A 25,529-nucleotide genomic window follows, 5' to 3' on the forward strand; every position below is an offset into this window, starting at 1 on the left:
TTTTTGGCCCTTTTAGGGGCCAATTTTGGGCTGAAAGTACCCGTGGCCCATTCGTGGGCCTTTTAGGGGCCATTTTTGGCCCATTTCGGGGCCAATTTTGGGCCAAAAAAAGAAGCAGCCCCAGCCAAGTTCTGGCCGGGACTGCTCTGCGTGTTAGCTTTGAATCAGGAACCTGTTGGCCTGGTAGCTGCCCTCCTTGGAGACCGCTGCCTCCCCGTCCAGGCTGTCCAGGTACTGCGCCCCGCCTTTGGACTTGGAAATGAAGATATGCAGCCGGGTCTGGGTGAAGCCCTGGGGACTGTAGTCCGCGTAATCCTGGCTGAGTACCAGCAGGATGCCCAGCTCTTCCGCCTTGCGCTTTGCCAGTTCTACCAGCGCCTGTGCCGCCTGTGTTTTGGCCTCCGGCCCTAGGCCGCTGATATATGGCCGTTCCAGGAATAGGGTCATCTGCTCGCGCTCCTGCTGGCCGGTTCCCCCAGCCTCCAGGTCCACAAAGGTCAGGCTGCCGCCCCCGGCGCTGGTCCTGCGGCACTTGGTCAGCCGCAGGAATACCCGGCCCACGATACGTCCGTCCAGGCGGGCATACAGCACCTTCTTATTGCTGTCAAAGGCCGAGAGCAGGCACTTTCTGTACATACCGTCCAAGTAGGACAGGCAGGTCCGCTGGGGCTGGCAGCCCAGGAGCATGGTGTCAAAGAAGCCGTCATGCTCCCCGGCCTCCATGCCGCCAACCGTCACAGCAAGATTCTCCGGCCACTGGCTCTTAACCCGGCTGGGGATATTCATGTCCAGCTCCCGCCGCAGGTCGCCCTCATGGTACTTCACTTCCCGCAGGCGGCCCATCAGCTCGGCCTTTACCACCCGCAGGTACGCTTCCTGGTGGGCTTCGTCCAAGCAGCGCATATACGCGCTGGCAATAGCCGCGCCGTCCTGACTCAAGAATCCGGCAATACTTTCTCTGTGCTGTTCTATGAAATCAGCAGTCAGGCCCATGGTCTGGGCCAATGAGCGCCAGTCACCGTCTACCTCCATAAGACGCGCCTTGAACCCGTCCATAGTCTGAAACTGCCCCAGGGCATCCAGGCTGCGCAGGGCAAGCAGGACGTCGCTGCGGCTCTCCATGCCCGGCAGCAGGTGCCGAACGCCGTCCAAGTGGACCAGCAGCCGCGCCGTGTCCGCCGGGGACAGGCCGTCAATATGGCTGAACAGTTCCTGCCTCCACACGCTTAGCGGCTTTTGGTCCAGCAGGGCGGCGAGAGCGTCTATTGAACCGGCGGCAATATCTCTAAGCGCCTCCCGCTTGCACACTTCCTTGAACACCCGCAGCCTATAGTCCTGGCTTTCCGATTTCAAGGCGTGATAAAAGTCCAAATAAGGCTTCCGGACGCCGTACAGCGCCCGCAGCTCGGGGAATGTGTAACGCCTGCCGGGGACAAGGTGCTGGATATCCAGCTTTGCCCTGCGCATCCAGGCACAGCAGGCCAGGTCTTTGGCAGAAAGTTGGTTGAGGTTGAAGTGCTCCCGGTAGAGCTGCCCTTGCAGTAGGAAGGAGTAAGCGGGCAGGTCAAGGAACGCCCCCGGGTTCCCATCTACCAGGCGGATGAAATGAGCCTTGCCGTTGGCCATGGCGTAGAGCAGGACGTCCTCCAGATGCTGGGGGAGGGCGGCGAGGTCCAGGTTCTTGAACTTTACGCCGGAAATCAGATTGACATAGCCGCTGTAGCTGCAAAGGGCCTTTTCCCAATCCATATCCCCATGCAGGGCCGTGCGCCGGACCATCTGGCCCAGGGCGTTCAGAGAGCAGCCGTCGTGCTGCCAATGGTCCAGAAACCGGGCGGCGGCAGCGGGAAGCAGCTTGTCCGTCAGGCGGGCCAACAGGCGGATGTGCTCCCCCGGAGCCTCCGCAAAGCGGGCATACTCCGGCATACCCAGGTTTTCTTTAATTTGCAGGTTGTGCAGAAGCCAGGGTATCTTCCGCAGGTCCGGGCAGCGTTCCAGCAGCTCCCACACCTCGCGAAACGGCGAACTGCGGAACAGGGTGCTGCCAGGCACGTAAGGCTCCAAAAGCTGGTCCTGCTGCTGGCGGGTAAGCTTCACGGGCACATCCCGGCATTGGCGCAGGCTGTTAATGACCGTGTCGCGCTGTTTATAGGGCAGCACCATGGAGGCAAAGTTTTCCAGGTAGACCAGCCGGGCGTTGGGTTCCAGGCCGTCATATACCAGACACTCTACCAGTTCTTTCAGGCCATAGCGGGTAACAGCAACTCCGTGTTCCTGGCAGGAGGCCAGCAGGCTGTCCAAGCGGTCAAGTTGCCCCTGCTCCAGCAGCGGCAGAAGCCGCGCCAGATACCGGGCAAAGTCCTGCCTTTGAATCAGTTCCCGCTGTATGTGCGGGCCCATGGCCGCGTCCCCGGGGAGTTCCCGCGCCACGCGGCCGCAGGCTTCCCCCAGCTGGGGAAGGCCATACTCTTTCAGCCAGTCCAGCGATAAGTGACGTTCGTTTAAGTCCAAAATGGCGGCGGCCCGCTCTTTTATCCGTTTCCCCAGGTCAGCAGGCCGGACACATTGCGCTGTCATTGTCATGCTCAAAATCCTCCTTTAATTTTTGAATCTGCTCCTGTACATCCGGCCACTCTATGGCATTGTTTTTCAAAAGCAGGGCGTAGACAGCCAGCAGGGCGGTCAGTTCCTCATGTTCCAGCTGGCCAGCAGCCAGCCGGCTGGGAAGCCCCTCGCGGGCGATGCGGCAGGCCAGAGATTGCTTACTGTGGTAGTTGCGGTAGCTCTCCAGAAATTTGAGAACGCCCTGCCAGTTTTCCGCGCTGGTATACCTATCCCGCATAGCTTGCAGTTCTTCCCGCTTTTTCCGCTCCTCTGCCTCCTGCTTCCTGGCGGCGATTGCAGCGCGGTCAGCCTGCTGTTCTTGCTCTGTCAGATACCGTGATTTGAGTTCCCGGACAACATAATCTGGGACCTGTACCCGGCTGATTGCCAGGTCGAATAGTTCCCGCTGTTCCGCCAGGGAGAGCAGCTCCGGCGCGAACCCGTCCCGCAGGATTTCCGACACAAGGCCGGCGTATTTTTCCGGCTCGTAGCAGAAGCAGTAGTCCTGCAGCCAGTCCAGCAGCTGCCGGTGGCCGTCTATGTCCAGAAAATCACGCTTCAGGTGCAGGGACTCCGAGCGGGAGTAATAGCTATAGTTAGGACGATATAGACTTTCCTTAAAATCCCTGTGCTCCCAGTTCCAGAAGCGCTTCAAGCCGGGCATACCGTACTCGGAGAAGAATTTCTCATAGAACCGGTATGCCTGCGCGGTGGATATGCCTTTCAGGTATCGCCGGATATTGCCCATAGCGTCCGGGCTTTTGACATTCCCCTCGCTGTCCAGGCTTTCCTGGAAGCAGGCCCATAGGTCAACGAGGCCGTTGTTCACCAGCAGGGAAAAACAGGAACTGTACGCTTCTCCGGTACAGGCGGTTTTGTAATCGCCGCCGGTGAGCTGGTCGTAGCGCGTTATCCGGGCTGTTAAGTCCTCCGGAGAAAGACCGCTGTGCAGGTCCCGCTCAAAAAGGCCCTTGTATTTGTCCTGGTCCATAGAACCTGCCAGGGAATCCCACTTGGAGTCCAGGATGTCGAAGCCGTCCAGGGCCGGGTGCCCTATCCCCGCCAATTTTGTGAACCAGGCGAAAGTGGCAGGCTCCTGGATTCGCGCCCCCTCTTTGAGAGCGTCTGCAAGGGTCCCGCAGCCATAGCACTTGATGCGGAACCGGCTGTACTTACGAAAGAGCCATTCAAGGGCCGGGTACACTTCCTCCGGGAGAGGGACAGGCTGGCCCAGAGCCGTCTGGAACAGCCCCACCACGATTTTCTCCGTCACCAGGGAGTCAGGGCCCAGCTTGCTCTCTGGGGCCAGCGCCGCCTGCATATTCAGGCAGGCGATTTCCAGGGGCGTGTAGCCGTGGGATTCCAGCACAATATAAGGCTTGCTCCCCGGCTTGACATTCGAGGCGGGCAGGGCACATATGGCCCGGAACAGGGCCGTGTCCTTGCCCCGCAGGGTCTTGACGTGGGGTGCGGCATGGGCAATCAGCCAGGCGAACAGGCGCATATTGCCTATGGCGGGCACAGTGCGTCCGCTCCCCAGCAAAACGGACAGCTGAGGGCGTAAGGCGCGCTCGGCCTGGGCGAAGTCCGGCAGGACGCTCATGGCGAAGAGCAGTTCCTCGGTCTTGGCGCACTGTGTACCCAGTAAAATCCTCTCCCAAAGGCCGGCGTCCTTTTCGTCCTCCAGCAGATAGCGGGCGGCGGTCAGGTAGATATCGCCCCGGAACCCCTCCCGCACTTTCCGCATGAAGTCCACCCGCTGGGGGCCGACGAACATTTCATCTGTCAGCAGGTCTTTCACATAGCCAAGGGCCAGGGCAATAGCCCGCAGGTCGGGGAGGGCCATGCCAAAGCGGGATTCGTAGCGTTCCAGCAGCTCGCCCAGGTAGAGGAAGCCGTACTTGTCCTGGAGGTCGCTGGCATTGGCGGTATTATCGTAAAACAGGCAGCGCTCTTTTACAAACTCCCTCTGGGCGTGGCTGGCCCCGGCTGTTTCCAGCACAAAGGCGATAATATCATTGAGCAGGCTGGTGTTGACCTCTCCCTCATAAATTTTCAGTTGCGTCATTCTGTCCTCCTTGTTGCAGCCGCAAACGCAGCCAGTCGTTATAGTCTTTCCCCTGCGGGGGCGGCAGGTCGTAGAGCGCGTACCGGCCCCGCAGACAGTCCATGATACATTCCGCAGCCCTGCGCCCTGGGGCGTCGTTGTCCAGGTGCAGGCCGATTTTCCGGATGCCTCTCTCGTCATGCAGAAACTGCCCGAGAGCGGGGGGCAGGCCGTTTCCCGATACCCCGCCCAAAGACAGCAGGTGGTCCCGCCGCCAGAATCTTCCGTCCAGCGTTTCCAGGGCGGCATAGGACAGCAGGTCGACAGCCCCCTCAAACACATGGAGCGCCGCGCTGTCCGCGGCCCGGACGCGGAACGCGAACCGCTTGTCGCTGCCCCTGGCCTCGCCCTTAAAGCTGGAGTTCACCCCTCTTAGGGCGGCATACCGGGGCTGCCCCCGGGCGTCAAAGCCTACGAACACGGCGTTGTGATAGGGCAGGCTCTCATAGAGCAGGCCAGTCCGCAGGCAGTAGTCAATTATGGCTTGGCCGATACCGCGTTTCAGCAGGTACGCGGCTGCACGTTCACTGGACGGGCTTGGGTTTGGCAAAGCTAACTTGCGCTCATGATTTCTGGGCGCAAAAAAAGACGGCATACCTGCCGCCTTTCCATGAAGCCGCTCCATAGCTGTCGTGAACGGCAGATTCTTAACCTTGATAAGATAGTCCAGCGCCGAGCAGCCGCCAAAGCCCTGGGAGAACCAGTACCACTTGCCGTTGCTGATACGCAGGGAATCGTGCTCTTTGGTGCAGAACACCCCCGGCGAGACCCGGCGCAGGTTGTCCGGCTCGTAACGCTGTAGATAGTCCAGCAGGCCGATTCCCCGGACATCCATAATCGCATCTTTGCCGTAGTACATCATGCCGGGATGGCGGCGGGGGCGGGCTGGATGAAGCCAGCCGCCAGCCATTGGTCGAAGTCCTTGCGGGATACCGGGACAGGCTCCTGTTCAGGCAAGTCGATAAAGCTGTACAGGATGGACTCCGCGTCGCTGCCCACAACGGCAAGCTCCCACCCGCCTTGCAGGGTGTAGCGCTTCTCTGGGACAGGCTGGAGTAACGCGGGCTTTGGAACGGCTGGGGCACGCTCTGCCTCGGCCGGCGCGGCCTGCATCCTCCGCACGGCTTTGGCAATCACGGACAGGCACATGGCGGCGGTTTCTGTCACGGCGCTGCCCAGAATCGTCAGGGTAGACGGAGTGTTGAAGTCCAGCAAGCCGTAAAAGTCCTCGCCGGTTAGATGGGGAGCAGGCTCAATCCCGCAGCGGGCCAGCAGCATATAGCCAACACTGTTCTCCATGACAGTACTGTATGCAGCCAGCAGGCTGTCCCCATCCAGCTCTTCCAACAGGCTGCCCGGCTTGTGGGCGGCCAGGTCGTCCAGGCGGTCGTCTACCGTGTACGCGGTGGCCTTCCGGGCAGCGGCAAGCAGGGTTTCGGCAAAGCCAGAGGCGTCCTCCAGCTTGCCGAGGTAAGACTCCAGAGCCTTACCTATCCCCTTTTGATTTTCCGGCCGGACGTGCCAGAGCGGGACCGGTCTGGACTCATCCGTTTCCCTGGTGTCGGCTATGTCGTAATAGTATACCAGCTTCTTCCCCCGGCCCTCCGGCACAGGGACGCCGTGGCAGCCTTTCTTAACAGGCCGCCCAAAAGCGTCCCATTCGCTGGATTTCATCAGGGCGGCAGCGTCCGGGCGCTGGGCATAGGCCAGCACCTGGGCCGGGAAGGGCAGCTTAAAGCTCCGGCTGGCAAAGGCCAGAAACTTCCGCCACTCCTGCACATCCAGCAGTTTTTTCATGGTCTGGCGGCTGAGGGCGCGGAGGGAGTCATAGGTCGCGGGCATAGCAGGGCCTCCTTTCTACATAATCTCGGATTTATACGCGGTGTAGCTGTACCCATCTTCCGGCACTTCCTCCACCCACAGCTTACAGGCGGCATCCCCGCCGAACCGCTCCCAGGCAAGCTCTTCCGCTGGCTCGGGGCCGTCTGCCATGACTACCCCGCACCTGCGGCCGATAGCGGCCCCTGTGCGCCGGGCGCAGACAGTCATGCAGAAGAAATAGGGTTTCCTGGCAGGCTCTTTCCCACCCAGCGCTTCATGGGCCCGGATAAGCAAGTCTCGTTTGGCGGCGGCAAGGCTGTCGAAGTAGTGGCCCCAGTAGTAATTGTCTCCGTCCCTGCACTCCCAGGTGGCAAACTGCTTCCCGTTGGCCTGCTCGCCCAACACGAACTCTACCTGGCCTATATGAATCGTGTCTGTAACCGTGTAGCCTGCGTTTACTCTCATGCAATGGCCTCCTTCTGCTCAATCTCTTCACGTTCCGGGCAGCGGCCCCCAGCCTCCGGCAGCTCATGGTATCGCCGGTGGCTGTATAGGTCGAATTTCTTGGTGAGCCTCGCCTGCTCCCCCCGGGCGAACAGCCACGCGGAATCCAGGGGCATAGACAGCATCGTGCCGGTGCTGCGGTTGGCCTTGAGGCCCATGTACCGGGCGGTCTCCACGTCCTGCCCGCCCAGGTACAGGCAATGGTCGCAGTTGTTGATGATGGTCATAGCCGCCGCGTGGCCGTACATACTCTCCAGCTGGGAAATGCTCTGCAAAATCACGCTGGCGGAGATATCTCGGGAACGGACAACGGACAGCATCTTGTCAAAGTCCGGGATGCGGGCGTTGGCGGCAAAATCGTCCAGGATGAAGCGTACCGGGACGTTCAGACGGTGGGCGGGATTGTGGTCCGCTTCATCGCAGAGGACGTGCAGGGCCTGGGTGTAAAACAGGTTTGCCAGCCGGTCCATGGAGCGGTCGGTATCGCTGACGCCGAGAAACACGGCGGTCTTTTCCCGGCCCAGCCGGGCAAGGCCGATTTTGTCCGGGTTGTGGAACATGGCCCTGGCCCCCGCATAGTCCAGCGGGGCCAGCTTTTCCGCCAGGAACATGAGCACGCAGGCGTTGGTACGGTCGGCCTTTTCGCCGTCCCGGCAAATAGAGTAGCGGCGCGCGGCGAAGGAGTCCGGGTCCAGGACGGCAAGCTCGTCCATCAGCTTCGAGAGCCTGCCCGTGCCAATCTCCCGGGAGAGGCGTACCACGGAGTCCATGGTGTGCTCCTCTTCCGGCAGGCTCTCCAGCACATAGCCAATGATGCTCTCCAGGTAAATCCGGGCGGAAAACTCCCAGAACGGGTCCCGGGGCGTCTCGATGGGGATAAGGGCGGCGGAGACAGCCATAATGTCCTGTTCGTTGTGGCGGTTGGTCTTGGGGTCCAGACGGATGTAGTCCAGGGGGTTGTAGCCGCTGGACGGGCCTCCGCAAAGGTCAAGGGAGAGCACCTTATAGCCATTTTGACGAAGTACGGCCTCGGTCTCGGCCCGCAGGCTGTTCTTGGTGTCAGCCACGATAAAGCTCTCGCTGCATTGCAGGATGTTGGGCAGCACGTACCCCCGGGTCTTGCCCGCTCCGCTGGGGCCGACAATCAGGTCGTTGTTGTTCAGCCCCGTGGCGTGGGAGTTATTGTCTGCGAGGCAGTCTTGGGACAGGATTCTATAGCTCATGGTTTCCACCTCACATTTCTTCCACGATGTAGTCAGCCAGGCCGAAGCCGACAGCCTCCTGGGCGTTGAAATAGGTATCTTTTGCGGTACAGGCGAAAATCTCATCCAGAGGGCGCCCGGTGTGCTTCGCCAGAATCCCGGCTGTGATTTGCCGGGTCTCCATCAGGTTCCTGCTCAAGCTGTCGATGGTTAGGGCGCTGCCATTTATACCTGTAGTCAGCGGGTCGTGAATCATGATTTTCCCGTGGGGTAAAATCCCCCGCTCTGTGCCGCTGGCAAACAGGATAGCGGCCATGCTGGCGGCAGTACCCACGCAGACGGTGCGGACGGGGCACTTGACAGCCCGCATCACGTCATAGAGCGCCAGCCCGCTGGCAACCTCGCCGCCCGGGCTGTTGATATAGACCGTGATGGGGGCCGCAGAGTCGGACTTCTGTAAGTATCTCAGCTGCAAAATGATGGAATAGGCCGACTCCTGGGTGATTTCGCCGACAAGTTCGATTTCCCGCTCTTTGAACAGTTCATCCTGCAAGCTGTGGGCTGTGGCGCCCTCGCTGGTTTCGGTCAGAATATTGGGCATGGTGTAAAATGGATTCATAGCAAAAACCTCCTTATATCATGGTGAATGGCAGGACCAGCAGGTAGTGGCGGATGCAGGCGGCCGCAGCGGCTTCCAGTTCCCCGGCCAGGTGCAGCGCCTCGCCGGTTTGGATTTTCCCCTCGTCCTCCGGCACATAATGAACGGCAATATTTTCATGGATGAAGCGGGAGAAATCCATAGGCTTGCCGCCGGTCATCCCATCCACGGCCAGGGCCATGGCCTGGGTGCGCAGGGCGAGTATGCGCCTCTTGAGATGGCTGCCGGGTGCTTTCAGGCGCTCGGACAGGGGGAGGCGCTGGTTACTGGCTGGGGCAGACGCAGGCCGGCAGTCGGCAAAGGCGCGGCCCAGCAGCGCGATGGCGTCCACGAACATACCCGAGCCGCTGCCGCCAGGGAACGGGGCCTCACACAGCTCCTGTATGGCCCGGGACATTTGCCGGTAGGTGATGACTGCCCCATCGTCTGGGTCCAGGCTGAGAATCCGCTGCATCTGCTCCCACTGTTTCCCCTCCGGGAAGAAGCCGTAGGCCGGGGCGCTGCCCCAGCTTTGGAGGATTTTAGGCAGTACGGTAGGGTCACTGCAACCCGTTTCCTCCAGGGTCTGTAGGCGGGTATCAAGGGATATGCGGCTCATGGCAGGTCACTCCTTTCAGGTGAAATTACGGCATGGCGGCTCCTGGCATCGGGACGATGCGGCTTTGGACAAAGGGGAGGATGATAACACCAGAGCCATGATATGCGGATTGGCTGTCGCATTGTCGCACCGTCGCAGCCTGCCAAAAAAACTTTTTCCCAATACTGTAACCCTACCTATTTTTCCTTACTTTTAAAAGTTTTCAAAAATAGGTGAGACAGTGCGACAAACTTCCAGCTTTCCTTTTCTGGCAATATGTTTCCATGTCCCACAACCTGTCGCACCATGGTCGCACGGTTGTCGTCCCTGCGACTGTCCTGCCCTGGGCAAATAAAACAGGAGGCAGGTCCAGTTGACCTGCCTCCCATCACTTTTCTGCTGTGCTTGTTACTCGTCCAGCATCTTCCGGTACTTTGGCCGGTCACTGGCTGGGACATTAAGCAAATCCATTGCCTTGTCCGCTGGAATATCAAGGTTCTCCATTAGAGCCTTGAGGTTGGCAAACAGTTTGCTTTCTTCCCCCTCCTGCCTGCCCTCCTGCCGGCCTTCCCACTTCATATCCTGCAATTTCATAGCCAGCGTCATATAAGTCCCCTCCATTTCTTCATCGGTTTTCACAGCCTCCACCGCCTGCTCTATTTGGGCCACATAGCCCGAGCGAACGTCCAGCGGCCTGCCTCTGTAGCCCGCGTCAATGTAGCGTAGGAAGTCCAGCACCTCAGCGCTGCTGTTGCCCTCTGTGAAGCTGGCGTTGAGGATGTAGGCATGGGAGCCGTCGTCGTAGGCAATATCCTCCGCGCCTTCTATCACGGACCTGCGCCTGTATACCGCCAGTCCGCGCTTGTAGTAATCGTCCGTGCAGATAAAGATAACAAAGCTCTGACGCAGCTCCCGGTAGCTTTCCGCTGATTTCAGGGTCCTGCGGTCAATGCTGCTCTGGTAATAGCGGATGCGCTTTTCCAGGCCATAGCTGGCCCCGGTCTGCATCTCCACGTCATACTGGGTGCGGCTCTCGTCCTCCAGGCACACGTCCAGACGCACGCCGTGAAGGGCCGCGCCGTCTGTCAGCTCTTTCTGCTTGTCTATCGCCGTGATGCTGCCAATCTTCTTGCCCAGCAGGGCCTCTAAAAAGGGCTTTGCGTTCTCCGGGCGGCGCATGACCTCCCCGAACATAAAGTCGTCCGCCAGCGTCAGCTCATGGAACGGCTTGATTGCCATGGGTATCACCTTCTTTACAAATAGTATATTCTTTTTTTCAGAGATTTGCAAGGGCTTTGGCTGTATCAGGCTGCATTTTCCTCCAGGTCGCCGGGCTCAACACGCCAAAGCTCGTCCGTCAGGTCCTTTAGTGTGCAGGCCACGCGGGGTTCTCTCCCCGGGGGTTCGGCAGGCAGGATTTCAATGCCCAGCGCCAGCACCTTTCGGTAGACATTCTCACAGCAGAAGTATCCGCCCCGGCTGTCGTTTCTCAAGTGGGACAGGAAGAAGTTATTGTGGTCCACCCCAGCGCGGCGGATGCCGAAAATCTCCACGGCATAGTAAGGCTCTGTGACAGGACGGGGTTCCAGCTGCTTGCGAACCATATCCCAGCTGATAATGAAATCGCTGGCGAAGCGCTCACAGAAGCGGCCCACGTCTTGGATAAGACGCGTGATAATGTTGGACAGGTTTAAATTGTCCAGGGTTCCGGTCTCAGTACAAAGTATGCGCTCACACTGCTCGAAGTTGCGGACGATAATCTGTGGGGTAGGTTGCAAAGGTTTTCCTCCTTTCATCAGGCCAGCAGGCTCTTGCCGGTGGGTTCCATAACGCGGTGGGGTATCTTCTTCACTTCCGTGTACTGGCCGGGGGCATAGTGCTCCAGCATGAAGACAAAGCCCTCCCGCAGCCGGTCGCAGGTCTTGTCAAAATCCTGGACCAGCTCCACCCGGCCGCGCAGGTCCTGCATATCCCAGCCGGCAAAGTCCTCGTACATGTCGATGGAGCGGCCGGGATAAAGTGAGTAAGTGCCGTCCTCGTTTGCCTCCGCCTCGTACAGCACCAGGTAGCCGCTGCTGCGGCCGTTGAAGCCGATATGGTAGCCGGTGCGCTGGTAAAAGTCCGAGACAGTACGGGCAAAGAATATGTCCCAATCGGGAGCCTCCACCTCGCCGCTAGCCACGTCATAGGCCAGGTCTTGCAGCTCGCTGGGGATATCCAGGTTCGGCACCTTGACGTCGTTGGCATAGGACGTGGAGCGGTTCCAGGAGTTCATGGTGTTATAGCGGTAGTGGCGGGCCAGGAAGCCGGTCATGGCTTCCCGGCTGCGTCGGTTGACTTTTTGATAGAACATGCTGCTCATCTCCTTTCGCTGGCCGGGGCCAGCGGCATTTCCCGCCACCCTTGGCATCGGGAGATGCAAAAAAGGAACCTGCCGCCTGGGCAGATTCCTCTTTTGGGGATGTGCTTAACTGAATTCTAAGGGTCAGCAGGATGCCACCGCAGCAGTCCGCCTGCATATTTCAGAATATGAACTTAATTCTGCTGTCCCTTGAATTGTCCCTTATCAGCCTCCATAAACATTATGGAGCACTATGGAAAGATAAGGGACGGGATGGTTCGGGCAGTTAGGAAATTCCTCGGAATTTCGCCGCTTTTTTACACTTCCACGAAACGCTATGGAAAGCTGTGGAACATGGTGAATTCTTCACTGTAAAAACGCGGAATTTCTCACGACCAGGCCCCTCAGGGTGCGCCTGGTGAAGGAATTACCATAATTTGTCAGAGAGAAGGTGTTTAGATATGAGTAATTGTCCTAACTGTGGATTTGAATACGTACCGGGTGCGGCAGTATGCCAGAGGTGCGGCGCGGCGCTGCCCCCGCCGAGGCAGGCTCCCCCTATGCCCCCGCCTCAGCCGCCCCAGTACAGGCCGTACCAGCCATACCAGCCTGCGGTGCCGCCCAGGGTCATGCTGCCGCCTCCCCAGGCGCCGCAGTTTATACGGCAGCAGAGGGAATTCTGCTGGATGGATGTGTTTACAGTGCTGGGCTTCGTGTCGTCGGTGGTGGGGTACTTCTTCGCAAGCGTCCTGCTGCTGCCACTGGGGCTTATCGCGTCCATAGTGGGCTTCCGCAGCGACAGGAACCGGGGGCTGGCTGTTGCGGGCATTGTTATCTCGGCAATCGGGCTGATGATAAAGGTCATGCTGATACTCGACCATGCGGCCCTGCTGCCCGATTGGTTTACAAACGGCATATGGTAGGCGGCATTATAGTCAGTGCCGGGCGGCGCTGATTATATGAAAAAAACTTTCAAAATTTAAACTTTTATCCCCTGTTATGCTTACATTTCCTTCAAAAATGTGTTATAATATTACTATATTAAATTACATTATGAGGGGGAGTAAGCGTGTATCAGGTAGGAGAACTGGTTTCGTATGGCAGCACAGGCGTGTGCAGGGTGAGTGAAATAATCAATCAGGCCTGCCCGGACGGAGAGGAGCGGCTGTACTATGTGATGGAGCCGCTTTATAAGGCCTGCGTAATCTCTGTGCCGGTGGACTCGGATAAGGTGTTTATCCGGCCCATCATCACCAGGGACCAGGCCAGGCGGATGATTGAGCTTATCCCCACGATGGACTGTCCGGCGTTCCACAGCCGGGTGGGCAGGGAGCTCAATGAGCACTATACCGCCCTGCTAAAGAGCTATGACTGCCGGGACTGGATGGAGATGACTATATCCATCCACGCGAAAAAGCGGACGCTTTTAAGCCAGAAGCGGAAGTTTGGGAGCGTGGACGAGCGGTATCTGAAGCAGGCGGAGGAGCTGCTGTTCGGGGAGCTCTCCGCGGCGCTGGAGATTTCCAGGGAGCAGGTGCGGGAGTACGTGGGGGCACAGATAGAAAATTTAGAAGCAAGCTGAAGGAGAGAAAAATTTATGCTACAGCAGGTTATGACCGAGCCCGGCAAGATAGAGTTCCGTGAGGTGCCCATACCTGAGGCGGGCCCGGGACAGGTATTGATAAAGATAATGGAGATAGGCGTGTGCGGGTCCGACATACATGTTTACCATGGGGAGCACCCCTTTACAAGCTACCCGGTGACCCAGGGACATGAGGTGTCCGGAGTTATAGAGAAGCTGGGGGAGGGCGTTGAGGGCCTGAAGATAGGCCAGAAGGTGACTATACAGCCCCAGGTGGTCTGCGGGGAGTGCTGGCCCTGCCGCAACGGCAAGTATAATCTTTGTGAGAGCCTGAAGGTCATGGGCTTCCAGACCACCGGCGTCGCCTCGGAGTTCTTCGCCGTGGACGCAAAGAAGGTGACTCCCCTGCCTGAGGAGATGAGCCTTGAGGAGGGTGCGATGATAGAGCCCCTGGCTGTGGCGGTGCATGCGGTGCGCCGGGCGGGGGACGTGGCAGGCAGGGATATCTGTGTGCTGGGGGCCGGGCCCATAGGCATACTGGTAGCCCAGGCGGCAAAGGGCATGGGCGCGGGCCGGGTGATGGTCACGGACGTGAGCGGGCTGCGCCTTGAGAAGGCCAGGGAGTGCGGGGCCGATATAGTGGTGAATACCAGGGAGAGGGACTTTGAGGAGGCCTTTGTGGAGTTCTTCGGGCCAGACAAGGCCGATATTATATATGACTGTGCCGGGAATGACATCACCATGGGGCAGGCCATAAAGCACGCCCGCAAGGGGAGCACTATAATCCTGGTGGCGGTCTTTGCGAAGATGGCAAATGTAGATTTGGCGGTGCTCAACGACCATGAGCTGGATTTGAACACCTCCATGATGTACAGGGGCGAGGACTATGAGAAGGCCATAGAGCTGGCTGCAAAGGGCAGGGTGAAGCTGATGCCGCTGCTCTCTAAGCGGTTCCCATTCAGGGAGTACCTGGAGGCCTATAAGTACATAGACGAGAACAGGGAGTCCACCATGAAGGTGCTTATAGACGTGCAGAAATGATAAGGGATATTTACAGCCGGGACGCGGCGTTTCAAAAATTGCAGGTGCTAAAGGGCAACAGGAACAAGCGCCACAGGTACGGGCAGTTCCTGGTGGAGGGAGTGCGGAATCTAAACCAGGCCGTAATAAACGGCTGGGAGATAAGCTCCTTCGTGTACTCCCGGGACAGGGAGCTGTCCCGCTGGGCCCTGGACATGCTGAGGGATATCAGAACAGAGGAAAACCTGCGGCTGAGCGGGGAGCTTATGGAGGAGCTCAGCGGCAAGGAGGACACCTCGGAGCTTATGGCGGTGGTTAATATGCGCAGGGGCGGGGCCGGGGAGATGAGGCTTCCGGAGGACCCGCTGCTGGTGCTGTTCGACAGGCCGTCAAATCGGGGGAACCTGGGGACCCTTCTGCGCTCCTGCGACGGGCTGGGGGCGGACGGGCTCATACTCACCGGGCATGGGGTCGATTTGTACGACCCTGAGGTGGTGACAGCCAGCATGGGCTCCTTCTTCCGGGTGCAGGCAGTACAGCTGGAGCTGAAGGAGGTCATGGAGTACATCGGGGCCCTTCGGGAGAGGTACCCGGGTTTCCGGACGGTGGGCACCACGGCACACAAACAGAGGCCGGTCTGGGGCGAGGACTTGACCGGGCCGGTGATGCTTATGCTTGGGAATGAGACGGAGGGGCTGAGCTATAGCTTCAGGCAGGGCTGTGACGTGCTCTGCACCATACCCATGGCAGAGGGCGGGTCGGCAAGCTCATTTAATGTGGCCTGTGCCGGAACTGTGCTGATGTATGAAGCGGTCAGGCAGAGGCGCCCCGGAGAGACTAAATAAAAGTATTGAAAAAAGCGGGCAGTCCCTAGGGACCGGCCCGCTTAATGTTTGTCCTCTATCGCCCTGCGGAAGGCCTCACGCATACCCCCGCTGCCCTTTGGGAGAAGGGCCTGACGCTCCAGGATATCCCTGATTTCACCGTTGGCCTGCTCCACCTCCAGTCGGAGCTCCTGGGCGGACATGCGCAGTGCGCCATGCCCGAGGATAATCAGCTGCTCGGCAAAATCGGCGCTGGCAACCAGGACGCGGCGGTGCTCTTTGGTGAGCTGGTAGCTGGCCTTTTCTATATAGGCGTCGGCAGTCTCGGCCTCTTTGGTGTAGACAATATGGATGTTATGGTATTTGGCAACAGACCCGGCTCCCCCGGGGACCTTATAGGCGTCAAAGACCAGAATAATGCGGTTTTGCCTGAAGCCCTGATAGTTGCAGAGGATGTCCGCAAGGGCTGTGCGGGCAGAGGAGAGGTCCAGCTTTGCAAGGGCGTTCAGCTCGTCCCAGGCGAAAATCATATTATAGCCGTCCACAAGTAGATACTCCGGGCCCTGAGGCGGGAGCTCTATGGGCCTGTACCGGTCCGGGCCCTCGCCTGAAGGGGGAGAGGGAGGGCGCTTGGGGCGGGGGGCAGGCTCAAAGGCCCGGGGCTTGATGGGGCCGTAGGTGCGCTCGAAGATGGCAAGCAGCTCCTTGTCGGCCTCAAGTGGCGCTAATGGGCGGGACTCCCGGGGAGAGGGGCCGGGCCCTCCGGGAGCCTCCACAAAAGGGATGCCGTCCTCATTGAGCTTCAGGGCGGGGAGGTGCATATAGCTGGACACCTTGTCCCAGGGGACAAGGAAGCTGGCCCCGTGGCCGCAGAATACCGAGCCCGGCGGGTCGTCCAAATCCTTGTCGGGGTCGTAGCCAAAGGAGCTTACTACGGCCTCCTGGTTCGGGCAGGGCTTATAGCCGGACAGGGCGCAGGATATGCGCCCGTGGCCCTTGGTATAGGCGGCAAGCTCGCTGGCATAGTCGCCAAAGGCCGCCACAGGCACGCTGGCCTCGATGACGGTATCATTGCCCACCGTCTGGGGTGCGCCGGCCTCGCCGCCCATGCGCTGGATGTCCCCGAGGGCGCGGCCGAAGCTCTCGGTGGGTATCTCAATATGCAGGGAGTACCAGGGCTCCAAAAGGATTGACTGGGCCTTCATTAGCCCCTGGCGCACGGCACGGTAGGTGGCCTGGCGGAAGTCGCCGCCCTCGGTGTGCTTTAAGTGGGCGCGGCCTGAAACAAGGGTAATGCGCACGTCCGTGAGGGCCGAGCCGGTGAGCACCCCCCGGTAGATCTTTTCCGCCAGGTGGGTGAGGATAAGGCGCTGCCAGCTGCCCGCGAAGTCGTCCTCGGAGCAGACGGTGCCCAGCTCCACGCCAGCACCGGCAGGCAGGGGCTCCAAAAGCAGGTGTACCTCGGCATAGTGGCGCAGGGGCTCGAAGTGCCCCACGCCCTCCACAGGCTTTGCGATGGTCTCCTTATAGACTACGCTGCCCTGGCTGAACTCAACGTCCAGGCCGAAGCGGTCCGAAATGACACGCTTTAGTATCTCGGCCTGAATTTTGCCCATCAGCCGCACGGTTATCTGGCCTAAAGACTGGTTCCACTCAAGGTGCAGCTGTGGGTCCTCCTCGGAGAGCTCCCGGAGCTTGGGTAGCACGGCGTTGGCCTCAGTGCCCTCGGGCAGGAGCATTCGGTAGGCGATGGCTGGCTCCAGGGCCGGTGGCGGGCCGGAGCTTTCAGCCCCGAGGGCCTGTCCCGGGAGGGTGGAGCTAAGGCCCACAAGGGCGCAGACGGTCCCGGCCTCTACGGAGCCCGGGGCGGTGAACTTCGCCCCGGAGTAGACCCTTATCTGGTCCACCTTCTCCTGGCCCCCGGGGAGGCTGAGGCTCGCCTTGACCTGGAGCGAGCCGCCGGTTATTTTCACGTGGGTGAGGCGTGTGCCCCGGTCGTCCCGGGTTATCTTATAGACCCTGGCGGCAAATTCCTCGCCCCACCTGGGGCGGGGGGCAAATTTTTCAAGGCCCTCAAGAAGCTCATCTACACCCCGGAGCTTGAGGGCGCTGCCGAAGAAGCAGGGAAAGCATTTGCGCTGTGAGATAAGGCGGCGGAGGGTGGCGGGGTCAAGGGAGCCGGTCTCCAGATATTCGGATAGGGCCCGTTCGTCCCCAAGGGCCGCGGACTCCCAGAAGCTCTCGCTGCCGTATCCGTCCATGTCCAGCATATCCGGGGAGAGGCTGCGCCGGAGCTTCTCAAGGAGACCGTCCCGGTCAACAGGCTGGTCCATCTTGTTGAGAAAGAGGAACACAGGGACGCCAGAGCGCTCCAAAAGCCGCCATAGGGTGAGGGTATGGCCCTGGGGGCCGTCCGGGGCGGAGACCACAAGGATGGCGCAGTCCAGGACCTGGAGGGTGCGCTCAGCCTCGGCGGCAAAGTCCACGTGACCCGGGGTGTCTAAAAGGGTGAGCTCCAGGCCGGGGAGGGTGAGGACGGCCTGCTTGAGGAATATGGTGATTCCCCGCTCGCGCTCAAGCTGGTCGTGGTCCAGGAAGGCGTCGGCGTGGTCTACGCGGCCGAGGGTGCGCAGGGCGCCGCCCCGGTAGAGGAGGGCTTCGGACAGGGTGGTTTTTCCGGCGTCAACATGGGCTAGTATACCGGCGGTGAGCTTGCGCATGGGGCTTGCGCTCCTTTCTGGGGGCTATTTTATATCGTACACGCTGCGGAGCCTCAGGCTTTGGAGGCTGCCGCGGAGAATCTTTATACGGCGCTCGCCGGGGAGCATGTCGAAATAGTTGTCGCTGAGTATCAGGTCTTCTGCGGCATTGCGTATCTCTACGCCCCTGGCGAAGGACTTGGAGGAGACTATAATTTCGCCGCCCTCAAGACGGCACTGAAGCTGGGGGTCCCGGAAGCTGTAGTATTTGGGCGGGACAAAAAGGGCCGTCCCGAAGCTGACAGGCACGCCCTTTTCATAGAGGGCATAGCTCACAAAGTCCCTGAAAATGTCTGCTTCAGGCAGGGGAACCCGGTCGAGCCGGGCGCTCTGCAGGGGGGGCACGGTGAGGGAGATAGTCTCCTCCCTTATGACGCGGCTGTGGCTGTTGCGCAGGGCCCACTTTATAAGCACCGTGCGGGGGGACAGGGTATCGTTGGTGACACAGAGGCGCACGCCTTTTTCCGTATCAGAGGGCCCGGCACCGGTATCCGGGCTTTGGGCGGGCATACCCGGCTCCTCACAGGAGAGCAGGAGGGGCTCAAAGAAGCGCCGGGCAAAGTAGTGCAGGGCTTTCCAGCGCCCGAAGCAGTCCATAGAGGAGCAGGAGATTTCAGGGCGGCTGTCGTTAAGCTGCCTGAACAGGGCCCCCATACAGCGGCCCCGGTGCTGCCGGTAGTGCTGGGCGGCAGAGCGGAGTATTTCGGCCTGTGCCAGCTGGGAGGCGTAGATAAGGATGTCGAAGGAGGTGGGGCAGAGGTAGTGCCGCTGGATATTTGCCATAATATGGGCCGTATGGCCCGGGGTTTCCGAGTGCTCCTCCATGGCCCGGGAGAATAGGTTGCGCTCCGATGGCTTAGTGAAGCTTTCCACTGTGGGCAGGCAGGGGCATGAGGGGGTGCCGAAGGCCGAGACGTATCGCCCGGGGCCGCTTCGGTCGGAACACTTTGGGTGGGCGTCGCCGCTGTTTAAGCTGTCCGGCTCATCGAAGCCGCCCCCTGAGGAGGGGCTTGAGGGCCAGTAAAAGGCGTCGTGGTCCAGCTCTCTAAGCTCGGTGGGTATAATGTACTCAAAGAGCCGGATATAGTCGGCCCTCTGCCGGGGCGTTGTTCCCCCTGCGGCGGCGGAGAGCTCCAGCCGGTTATTACCGCACCAGAGGACTATGGAGGGGTGGTGCTTAAGGCGGGTAACATTGTCCCGGACCTCCCTTCTGACATCAGCGGCAAGGCCCGGCGTGAGCTCATAGCCGGAGCCGGAGAATATAAAGTCCTGCCAGACCATCAGCCCCAGCTCGTCGCAGGCGTCGTAGAAGGAGTCGTCGGGGTAGCAGCCGCTGCCCCGGACCCTTATGCAGTTGAAGTTTGCAAGGGCGGCGTCCTCCAGCAGGCGGCGGGTGCTCTGAGGGGTGGGCCGGGACAGGATATTCTCCTTGGGGATATAGACCGCGCCCATGGCGAAGATTTTTACGCCGTTTATCTCATGGGCGAAGCTCTCGCCGTACTCGTCCTTATCTATGGACACTGAGGCTGTGCGCAGGCCGATTCTGCGCTCCCAGGAGTCCACGACCCTGTCCTCGATTTTTGCCTCGACGCGGACGGTGTAGAGTGGCTGCCCGCCATAGCCCCGGGGCCACCAGAGCTGGGGGTCCTCTATGGTGAGGAGCATGGGGAGGCTGGGGAACTTAGTCACAGTACCCCGGGGGTCTGTGAGGGAGGCGGCAAGCTCAAGATTGCCGGAGGAGACGGCGCTTACCCCAAGGCGGAGCTGTATGCTGCCGTCAAGGTGGGTCTGGGTTATGCTCACATCATTTATCCGCGCGCCCTCCTGGCCCAATAGTGTTACCGGCAGGGAGATATCAGGGCGGGGCTCCGGAATGCGCCCGGGATGAAGGGATATAAGCAGGGTGTTTATGCCCTTGTGCACAAGGCATGTCACTGTGAGCTCATGGGGGGCGGGTACATTCGGGTCCGTAAGCGGGGTGCCGTTAAGGGTGATACCGGCTATGCCCCCAGTGGAGCCAAATTGTAGGATAAGCTCCCCGCAGTCCAGCATACCCTCGTCCGGGGTGAAGCGGCGGGCATAGGTGATATTTTGGCCCCGGGCCCAGGGCCTGCCGCCGGGCATTTCCAGGGTCCAGCCCTCATACAGTTTCTGTTTCATCATACAGCTTTCCACTCCCCTCACTGAGCCAGGTGGAATAGAGGAACATTTCTCCAATCGCAAGGCCTGTGACCTCCCTCATGGCGTAAGCGTAAAGCTTTAGCTGCAGGATATACCGCCGCCAGAGCTCCTCCATGTCCTCCACCCGGTCTGTCTTAAAATCTATGATATTGAGCCTGCCGTTCTCTATAAATGTACAGTCCACCGAGCCCTGGAGCACCACGGGCTCGTCCCCAGCGGGAGTCCCGGGCTGGGCCATTCCGGCGGGTATCACGGCGGTGAAGCGCCGCTCCTTTTCCACCTGGGGGGAGGCCAGCACCCTTTGTCCCAGGGGGCTGCTGAAAAATGCCCGCACGCGCTTTACCTCCACTGCGCCTGCCTGCTCGGGGGTGAGGTAAAGCTGGTCCGACAGGCGCTGTATCTCGGCCTTAGGGTCCCTGGCGGCGGCGGGGAAGTCGGCGAACTGCATGAACTCGTGGAGGGCTATGCCCCGCTGGGCGGGTGTCATGCCCTGCTGTCCCGTCCAGGCGGGCCGGGAGAGGTTCAGCTCCCGGGAGCCCCCCTGCTGTGCAGCCAGCTTTGAGGCGGAGACCTTTGCGGGTACGTCCAGCACATCCGTATATGGGTACAAAAAGGCGGCCTGGGCCTTAAGGGCGGCGTAGAGCCTGGGGTCCGGCGCTGCCGCCTGCTCCTCTATGGGGGCCTCGGCGGCCTCTGCGGGCTCATATTCGGTGAGGGATATTTTCCAGGGCGCGCCGCCGCCGGAGCATAGCACGCCCTCCTCCATACCGGCAAGCTCCCGCAGCTCCCCGCCGTCCGGGTGGCGCAGGGCGCAGAGCATGAGCCACTGGGCGGCGCTCTTTGACCTGCGCACAGTGAAGGGGGACACCCTGGGCCCCCCCGCCTCCATAGCGGCCTTCTGCAGGCTCTGGGCCATGTCCGGGGCGGAGGAGACCATGATAAGCTTCTCCTGGGCCCGGGTCATGGCCACGTAGAGCACCCGCAGCTCCTCGGCGGCGTTGGAGCGGGCGGTCTCAAGGGCGATGGCCTCCCGGGCGGTGGTGGTGAACTTTGCCACGCCCCGGCGGTCCCGGAGCTTCACGCCCAGGCCCAGCTCCGGGTGCAGAAGGACCTCCTCGGCCTGGTCCCCGGCGAACTGCCTGCCGCAGCCGGCAACTATACACACAGGGAACTGCAGGCCCTTGGACTTGTGTATGCTCATAATGTTCACCGCGTCCCCGCCGCTGGGCTGGAGCTCGGCGGCCTGCAAATCCGTGCCGGAGTCCCGGAGCCGGTCCAGAAAGCGCACAAAGCCCGACAGCCCGTGGTACCCGGAGCCCTCATACTCCTGGGCGTACCTTTGCAGCAAATGCAGGTTGGCAAGCCTGCCTGAGCCCTCGTCCATGGCGAGCACCATGTCGGTATAGCCGGTGCGGGTGTAGAGCATGGTGAGAAAGCCGTCGGCTGGCATTGTGGCGGCAAGGCTCCGAAGGGCGGCAAGTTCCTCTATGGCCTTCCTGCAGCGGGGGTCACTCTCAGCCGCCCCTATAAGGGAGACGTATACAGAGGCGTCCTTATTCCCGGCCCTAAGCCTGGCGGCGTCGTCGGCAGAGAAGCCGTAAAGGGGGCTCATGAGCAGGGCCAGAAGGGGGATGTCCTGGTTGGGGTTGTCTATCACCCTCAGGAGGGAGAGCATGGTCTGTATCTCCGCGGCGGCGAAGAAGCCCCCGCTTACAGTGGCCCTTGCCGGTATCCCCAAGCGCTTTAACTCGCTGGCGTACACATGGGCGTACTTATTGGCGCTTCTCAGCAGAATACAGAAGTCCCCGAAGGCCGCGGGACGCTCCGTATCCCCTTCGCTGACGGTGAAGCCGCCGTCTATAAGTTCCCTTATTCTTTTGGCGATATATGAGGCCTCGGCGGTCTCGGCTGACGCATTGCCCCGGGAGATGAAGCAGGCTTCGGTCTCACAGCCGGGCTTGGGGCCAAAGTCCGCGCCGTAAACCAGGCGCTCCTCGCCGGTATAGTCGATATCCCCGGCGTCACGGCTCATAAGCTGGGAGAAGACGAAGTTTACGGCATCCGTGACCTCCTGCCGGGAGCGGAAGTTTCGGTCGAGGACGATATAGGCGGGGTAGCTGGGCCCGGTTCGGCTGTACTTTGCGAAGGCCCTGCGGCAGCGCAGGAATATTTCGGGCATGGCGCGCCTGAAGCCGTAAATGCTCTGCTTCACGTCGCCCACCATAAAGAGGTTTTTGCCCTCTCTGGACACCGACCGGAAGATACTGTCCTGGACCTCGTTTATATCCTGGTACTCGTCTATCATTATCTCGTCAAACCTGCCGCCAACCTCCAGGGCGGCGGGGGTGGGGGAGCCGTCCTCCCGGACAAAAAGGCGTATGGCGCAGTGCTCAAGGTCGCTGTAATCAAGAAAGCCTTTCTGCCGCTTCTTTTCCGAATAGCGGCCTGTAAAGGCCAGAGTCAGCTCCCCGAGGCTTTTCAGCAGGGGGCCGGCCTTTATGAGCTCCTCACGGCAGGAGGAACTTGGGGCGGACAGGCAGCGGCTGAGGCCGGAGAGTATCTTCTTGACCTCACCCCGCACCGCCTCAAGCCTTGGGACCAGCGGGTCGTCTCCTGCGCCCTTAGGCAGCCGCTTGCGCCTTGCAGGGGCCCAGCAGCTTTGGAGCTGTGAGGCAAGGTCCCAGCTGCCCTCCCGGGCGGCGCCGCACAGGGCAAGGCAGGCCTCCCGGTCCGCAGACAGTACAGGGGCGAAGCTCTCCTCCACAGCGCCGCTGCTCTGGCAGAGGAAGAGGGCCCGCTCCAGAAGGGCGGCGGCGTGTTCGGCGGCGCCGGCGGCATACTCCAGGATGACCCGCTCCCAGGGGGAGCTGTCCCCGGCGAAGTACATGTCTATTTTCTCGTTCAGCCACTTCTCCGGGAAGGGGTGGCTTTGCATAAAGCGGTAGAGGGTCAGCACCATGCCTGTAATCCGGCGGTCGTCCCGCTCGGCGGCGAAGGCGTCGGAGAGCCCCTGCACGGAGCCATTATCATAGGCGGCGGACAGGGCCTCCTCAAGGGACTCGTTCATGAGCTCCTGTTCCCGCTTGTCTGAGAGTATCTTGAAGTTGGGGGATATCTCTAAAAGGTGGAAGAACTCCCGCACCATCTCCGCGCAGAAGCTGTCCACCGTGCCGATATGGGCCTGGTGCAGGAGTATGCTCTGGCGGCGCAGGAGCCGGTTGCCCGGGTCCTCCCGGAGGAGCTCATAGAGCCGCCCTTCCAGCCTTGCCCGCATTTCAGCCGCCGCCGCCTTGGTGAAGGTGACTATCAGAAGGCGGTTGGCGGGAGTTGGGTCATGCTCGTCTATAAGCCGCTCAATGGCCCGCTGCACAAGCACGGCGGTCTTCCCCGAGCCCGCGGCGGCGGCAACGAGCACGGTCCCCTTTCTGGCCTCTATAGCGTCCCACTGGCTGTCAGTCCATTTCACTTGCTCACCCCCTGAATAAAAGCTTTATTATCCCTCGTCGTGCAGCACCTGCTCGCAGTACCGGCAGCGGTAGCGGTGCTGCTCCTCGTCGCAGAGGGTGAACACCTGGTCCACGTCCTCGACGCTTGTAATGCACCTGGGGTTTTTGCAGCTGACGATGTTCACAAGCTTCTTTGGGAGCTTCGGCTGCTTCTTCTCAACAAGCCTGCTGTCCCGGATTACGCAGACGGTGGCGTGGTCGTCGATAAAGCCCAGAACGTCCAGGTCTATGTCCGTCATGCCCTCTATCTTGATTATGTCCTTCTTGCCGAACTTGCTGCTGCGGGCGTTCCTGATTATTGCCACGCAGGTGTCCAGCTTCTGGAGCTCCAGAAGCTCATAGACCCGCATACCGCGCCCGGCGGTGATGTGGTCTATCACTATACCGTTTTCGATACTGTCGATGTTTAGCATGTGTTTTCCTCCTTTTTATGATTCGGCCAGCATCATGTTCATGCGCATATAAGCGTCATGGACCAGGGTTTCGGGGGACTTCTGGTTATCGGGGCCCCATATGGAGTAGGGGAGGCGGGAGATTTCCAGGTCCAGGGGGGTGCAGAACTCGGCGTGGGTGATGCTGCCGCGAAGGGCGCATAGTGTGTCGTAGTTTTCGGGAGAGAGGGACCAGGCGGTTTTATCTCCCATGGAGACGGGGTTATCATTCTGCATAAGGCCCTCCATCACAGGGATGGAGTTGCTCAGAGTGTGGTAGGCGTAGACGGTGGAGCGCTGGCACTCCTCACCCAGGAGGTAGTCCACGAGAAAGACGGCGGCCTGGGGGCTTCGGGTGTTGGCGTTCACGGCGGCGAAGCTGGTGATGGCGGCGCTGACGCCGCCGGCGCGGGAATAGAGGGGTACGAAAGTGAGCTCGTCGTCAGTGGTGAAGCCTTCAGGGAGGGCGAACTCGTCGTTGAAGTCCACGGAGAGCGCGGTGTCGAAGAAGGGGGGGAGAGAGTCGTTGGAGAGGGACTCCTGATTTGCCGCGGCTCTCTCTGTCATGAAGTCCAGGAGCTCCTCCTCGGTGAAGGTGAGCTCGTCCTTATCGGGGGCAGAGAGGGGCATGAGGGCGCAGCTCATGTAGTCGTAGTAGACGGAGGCGGCGGCTTTGAGCTCGGGGCCGCTTTCCAGCATTTCGTCCCAGGTCATGTCCTTAGTGGGGGTATGCTCGAAGTCGGACTTTTTGAAGACGGTCATGGGGACGGTATAGGCCATGGGGAGGATGTACTGGGTGTCCTTGTACTTGCCCGCGTCCATGACGACGGGGGTCAAATTATCCCATTGGGTGAACTGGAAATCGGGGATGTATTCATCAAGGGAGAGGAAGATATTGCGCTTCATGACACTGTGGGGGAAGTTAAACAGCGGGTACATCTCGCCGTCGCCAGCAGGGTCATTCGAGTCCTGCCTGTAATGCCAGCCGGTGGCGCAGACGAAGACGTCCGGACCCTTGCCGGCAAGTATCTCCGTGCGGAGGTTGGTGAGATAAGGCTCACGCTTGGAGGCGTCGTCGGGCGGGAACTCCAGCTCAAGCTTCGGGCCGCCCAGGTTTTTAATCACTGTCTCGAAGCTGTTGTGGAGCTTACGGCCGTTTTTAGTGGAGGCCTCCTCGTATTCGTTCAGGTACTCCCGAAGGGCAGGGGACAATATACAACTGCTGTACTCTATGTCGACGAAGACCCGCAGGGGCTCCTGCTCCCCGCTCTCCGAGACCTCCGGCGCCCCGCTTTCCCCGCCAACCGGGACCTTCGGAGCCTCGCTCTCCCCGCCTGGCCTGCACCCGGTGAGAACCAGCATAACCATACACATCAAAACAGCAAAAGCTTTTTTCATTTTCATACACCTCT

At 60.3% G+C, this 25,529-nt stretch carries 20 protein-coding genes; 4 read left to right on the forward strand and 16 right to left on the reverse strand.

What is annotated here, in order from left to right; all coding sequences use genetic code 11:
- Positions 1-153: 153 nt before the first annotated feature.
- From D5270_RS07990 to D5270_RS08040, 11 genes are all read right to left on the reverse strand, one after another.
- Entirely contained in the window at positions 154-2,583 is a 2,430-nt protein-coding gene (locus D5270_RS07990; RefSeq protein WP_160580066.1) for a hypothetical protein, read from the reverse strand.
- A complete protein-coding gene (locus D5270_RS07995; protein ID WP_160580067.1) occupies positions 2,549-4,672 on the reverse strand; it encodes a hypothetical protein in 2,124 nt (707 codons plus the stop codon). The genes D5270_RS07990 and D5270_RS07995 overlap by 35 nt, the downstream gene beginning before the upstream one ends.
- Positions 4,650-5,621: a DUF3991 and TOPRIM domain-containing protein gene (locus D5270_RS08000; protein ID WP_243150282.1), complete on the reverse strand. Its 972-nt coding sequence runs from the start codon at positions 5,619-5,621 to the stop codon at positions 4,650-4,652. The genes D5270_RS07995 and D5270_RS08000 overlap by 23 nt, the downstream gene beginning before the upstream one ends.
- Entirely contained in the window at positions 5,570-6,553 is a 984-nt protein-coding gene (locus tag D5270_RS08005) for a hypothetical protein (protein WP_160580068.1), read from the reverse strand. Before D5270_RS08005 ends, D5270_RS08000 begins: the two co-directional genes overlap by 52 nt.
- 15 nt (positions 6,554-6,568) lie before the next feature.
- The gene (locus D5270_RS08010) at positions 6,569-6,997 is read right to left on the reverse strand and encodes a hypothetical protein (RefSeq protein WP_160580069.1); all 429 of its coding nucleotides are present in this window, start codon (positions 6,995-6,997) and stop codon (positions 6,569-6,571) included.
- Positions 6,994-8,259: a VirD4-like conjugal transfer protein, CD1115 family gene (locus D5270_RS08015; protein ID WP_166543613.1), complete on the reverse strand. Its 1,266-nt coding sequence runs from the start codon at positions 8,257-8,259 to the stop codon at positions 6,994-6,996. Before D5270_RS08015 ends, D5270_RS08010 begins: the two co-directional genes overlap by 4 nt.
- Positions 8,260-8,269: 10 nt before the next feature.
- Entirely contained in the window at positions 8,270-8,857 is a 588-nt protein-coding gene (locus D5270_RS08020; RefSeq protein ID WP_066541011.1) for a ClpP family protease, read from the reverse strand.
- A 13-nt stretch (positions 8,858-8,870) separates the two neighbouring features.
- Positions 8,871-9,494, reverse strand: coding sequence for a hypothetical protein (locus tag D5270_RS08025; RefSeq protein WP_166543614.1), 624 nt, complete (start codon positions 9,492-9,494; stop codon positions 8,871-8,873).
- Positions 9,495-9,881: 387 nt separating this feature from the next.
- Positions 9,882-10,712, reverse strand: a complete 831-nt coding sequence (locus D5270_RS08030) for an Rpn family recombination-promoting nuclease/putative transposase (RefSeq protein WP_088364426.1) — start codon at positions 10,710-10,712, stop codon at positions 9,882-9,884.
- A 65-nt stretch (positions 10,713-10,777) separates the two neighbouring features.
- A complete protein-coding gene (locus tag D5270_RS08035; protein ID WP_166543615.1) occupies positions 10,778-11,251 on the reverse strand; it encodes a hypothetical protein in 474 nt (157 codons plus the stop codon).
- Positions 11,252-11,268: 17 nt separating this feature from the next.
- The gene (locus D5270_RS08040) at positions 11,269-11,826 is read right to left on the reverse strand and encodes a hypothetical protein (protein ID WP_166543616.1); all 558 of its coding nucleotides are present in this window, start codon (positions 11,824-11,826) and stop codon (positions 11,269-11,271) included.
- Between the two features lie 449 nt (positions 11,827-12,275).
- Here D5270_RS08040 and D5270_RS08045 point away from each other — a divergent pair, with 449 nt between their 5' ends.
- The 4 genes from D5270_RS08045 (at position 12,276) to D5270_RS08060 (ending at position 15,261) form a co-directional block, all read left to right on the forward strand.
- Positions 12,276-12,737 carry a zinc ribbon domain-containing protein gene (locus D5270_RS08045; RefSeq protein ID WP_161472986.1) on the forward strand — a complete coding sequence of 154 codons (462 nt, stop codon included), beginning with the start codon at positions 12,276-12,278 and terminating at the stop codon, positions 12,735-12,737.
- Positions 12,738-12,883: 146 nt separating this feature from the next.
- Complete coding sequence (locus D5270_RS08050; RefSeq protein WP_166543617.1) at positions 12,884-13,396, forward strand: CarD family transcriptional regulator; 513 nt, start codon at positions 12,884-12,886, stop codon at positions 13,394-13,396.
- A 15-nt stretch (positions 13,397-13,411) separates the two neighbouring features.
- Entirely contained in the window at positions 13,412-14,437 is a 1,026-nt protein-coding gene (locus D5270_RS08055) for a zinc-dependent alcohol dehydrogenase (RefSeq protein WP_166543618.1), read from the forward strand.
- On the forward strand, positions 14,434-15,261 hold the full coding sequence (locus D5270_RS08060; protein WP_166543619.1) for a TrmH family RNA methyltransferase: 828 nt from the start codon (positions 14,434-14,436) through the stop codon (positions 15,259-15,261). The genes D5270_RS08055 and D5270_RS08060 overlap by 4 nt, the downstream gene beginning before the upstream one ends.
- Positions 15,262-15,302: 41 nt before the next feature.
- Here D5270_RS08060 and D5270_RS08065 read toward each other — a convergent pair whose 3' ends face one another.
- Genes D5270_RS08065 through D5270_RS08085 form a run of 5 tightly spaced genes read right to left on the reverse strand, consistent with a single transcriptional unit; the run spans position 15,303 to position 25,485 of the window.
- A complete protein-coding gene (locus D5270_RS08065; RefSeq protein ID WP_166543620.1) occupies positions 15,303-17,960 on the reverse strand; it encodes a translation factor GTPase family protein in 2,658 nt (885 codons plus the stop codon).
- 24 nt (positions 17,961-17,984) lie between these two features.
- Positions 17,985-20,162 carry a beta-mannosidase gene (locus tag D5270_RS08070; protein WP_166543621.1) on the reverse strand — a complete coding sequence of 726 codons (2,178 nt, stop codon included), beginning with the start codon at positions 20,160-20,162 and terminating at the stop codon, positions 17,985-17,987.
- Positions 20,140-23,646, reverse strand: a complete 3,507-nt coding sequence (gene addA, locus D5270_RS08075; protein WP_166543622.1) for a helicase-exonuclease AddAB subunit AddA — start codon at positions 23,644-23,646, stop codon at positions 20,140-20,142. The genes D5270_RS08070 and addA overlap by 23 nt, the downstream gene beginning before the upstream one ends.
- A gap of 27 nt (positions 23,647-23,673) precedes the next feature.
- Positions 23,674-24,099, reverse strand: a complete 426-nt coding sequence (locus D5270_RS08080; protein ID WP_166543623.1) for an aspartate carbamoyltransferase regulatory subunit — start codon at positions 24,097-24,099, stop codon at positions 23,674-23,676.
- A 15-nt stretch (positions 24,100-24,114) separates the two neighbouring features.
- Positions 24,115-25,485 (reverse strand): ABC transporter substrate-binding protein, encoded by a 1,371-nt coding sequence (locus D5270_RS08085; RefSeq protein ID WP_166543624.1) that lies wholly within the window; start codon positions 25,483-25,485, stop codon positions 24,115-24,117.
- Positions 25,486-25,529: the final 44 nt, after the last annotated feature.

The sequence above is a fragment of the Acutalibacter sp. 1XD8-36 genome, assembly GCF_009917525.1.
Classification (GTDB): domain Bacteria; phylum Bacillota; class Clostridia; order Oscillospirales; family Acutalibacteraceae; genus Acutalibacter.

Excerpts from the sequence above, each read along its gene's own strand:
- D5270_RS08060 (WP_166543619.1), top strand. The coding sequence starts at position 14,434 with ATGATAAGGGATATTTACAGCCGGGACGCGGCGTTTCAAAAATTGCAG.
- D5270_RS08030 (WP_088364426.1), bottom strand. The coding sequence starts at position 10,712 with ATGGCAATCAAGCCGTTCCATGAGCTGACGCTGGCGGACGACTTTATG.
- D5270_RS08055 (WP_166543618.1), top strand. The coding sequence starts at position 13,412 with ATGCTACAGCAGGTTATGACCGAGCCCGGCAAGATAGAGTTCCGTGAG.
- D5270_RS08025 (WP_166543614.1), bottom strand. The coding sequence starts at position 9,494 with ATGAGCCGCATATCCCTTGATACCCGCCTACAGACCCTGGAGGAAACG.
- D5270_RS08015 (WP_166543613.1), bottom strand. The coding sequence starts at position 8,259 with ATGAGCTATAGAATCCTGTCCCAAGACTGCCTCGCAGACAATAACTCC.
- D5270_RS08080 (WP_166543623.1), bottom strand. The coding sequence starts at position 24,099 with ATGCTAAACATCGACAGTATCGAAAACGGTATAGTGATAGACCACATC.
- D5270_RS08085 (WP_166543624.1), bottom strand. The coding sequence starts at position 25,485 with ATGGTTATGCTGGTTCTCACCGGGTGCAGGCCAGGCGGGGAGAGCGAG.
- D5270_RS08045 (WP_161472986.1), top strand. The coding sequence starts at position 12,276 with ATGAGTAATTGTCCTAACTGTGGATTTGAATACGTACCGGGTGCGGCA.
- D5270_RS08070 (WP_166543621.1), bottom strand. The coding sequence starts at position 20,162 with ATGATGAAACAGAAACTGTATGAGGGCTGGACCCTGGAAATGCCCGGC.
- D5270_RS08020 (WP_066541011.1), bottom strand. The coding sequence starts at position 8,857 with ATGAATCCATTTTACACCATGCCCAATATTCTGACCGAAACCAGCGAG.
- D5270_RS08005 (WP_160580068.1), bottom strand. The coding sequence starts at position 6,553 with ATGCCCGCGACCTATGACTCCCTCCGCGCCCTCAGCCGCCAGACCATG.
- D5270_RS08065 (WP_166543620.1), bottom strand. The coding sequence starts at position 17,960 with ATGCGCAAGCTCACCGCCGGTATACTAGCCCATGTTGACGCCGGAAAA.
- D5270_RS07995 (WP_160580067.1), bottom strand. The coding sequence starts at position 4,672 with ATGACGCAACTGAAAATTTATGAGGGAGAGGTCAACACCAGCCTGCTC.
- D5270_RS07990 (WP_160580066.1), bottom strand. The coding sequence starts at position 2,583 with ATGACAATGACAGCGCAATGTGTCCGGCCTGCTGACCTGGGGAAACGG.
- D5270_RS08040 (WP_166543616.1), bottom strand. The coding sequence starts at position 11,826 with ATGTTCTATCAAAAAGTCAACCGACGCAGCCGGGAAGCCATGACCGGC.
- D5270_RS08000 (WP_243150282.1), bottom strand. The coding sequence starts at position 5,621 with ATGGCTGGCGGCTGGCTTCATCCAGCCCGCCCCCGCCGCCATCCCGGC.
- D5270_RS08010 (WP_160580069.1), bottom strand. The coding sequence starts at position 6,997 with ATGAGAGTAAACGCAGGCTACACGGTTACAGACACGATTCATATAGGC.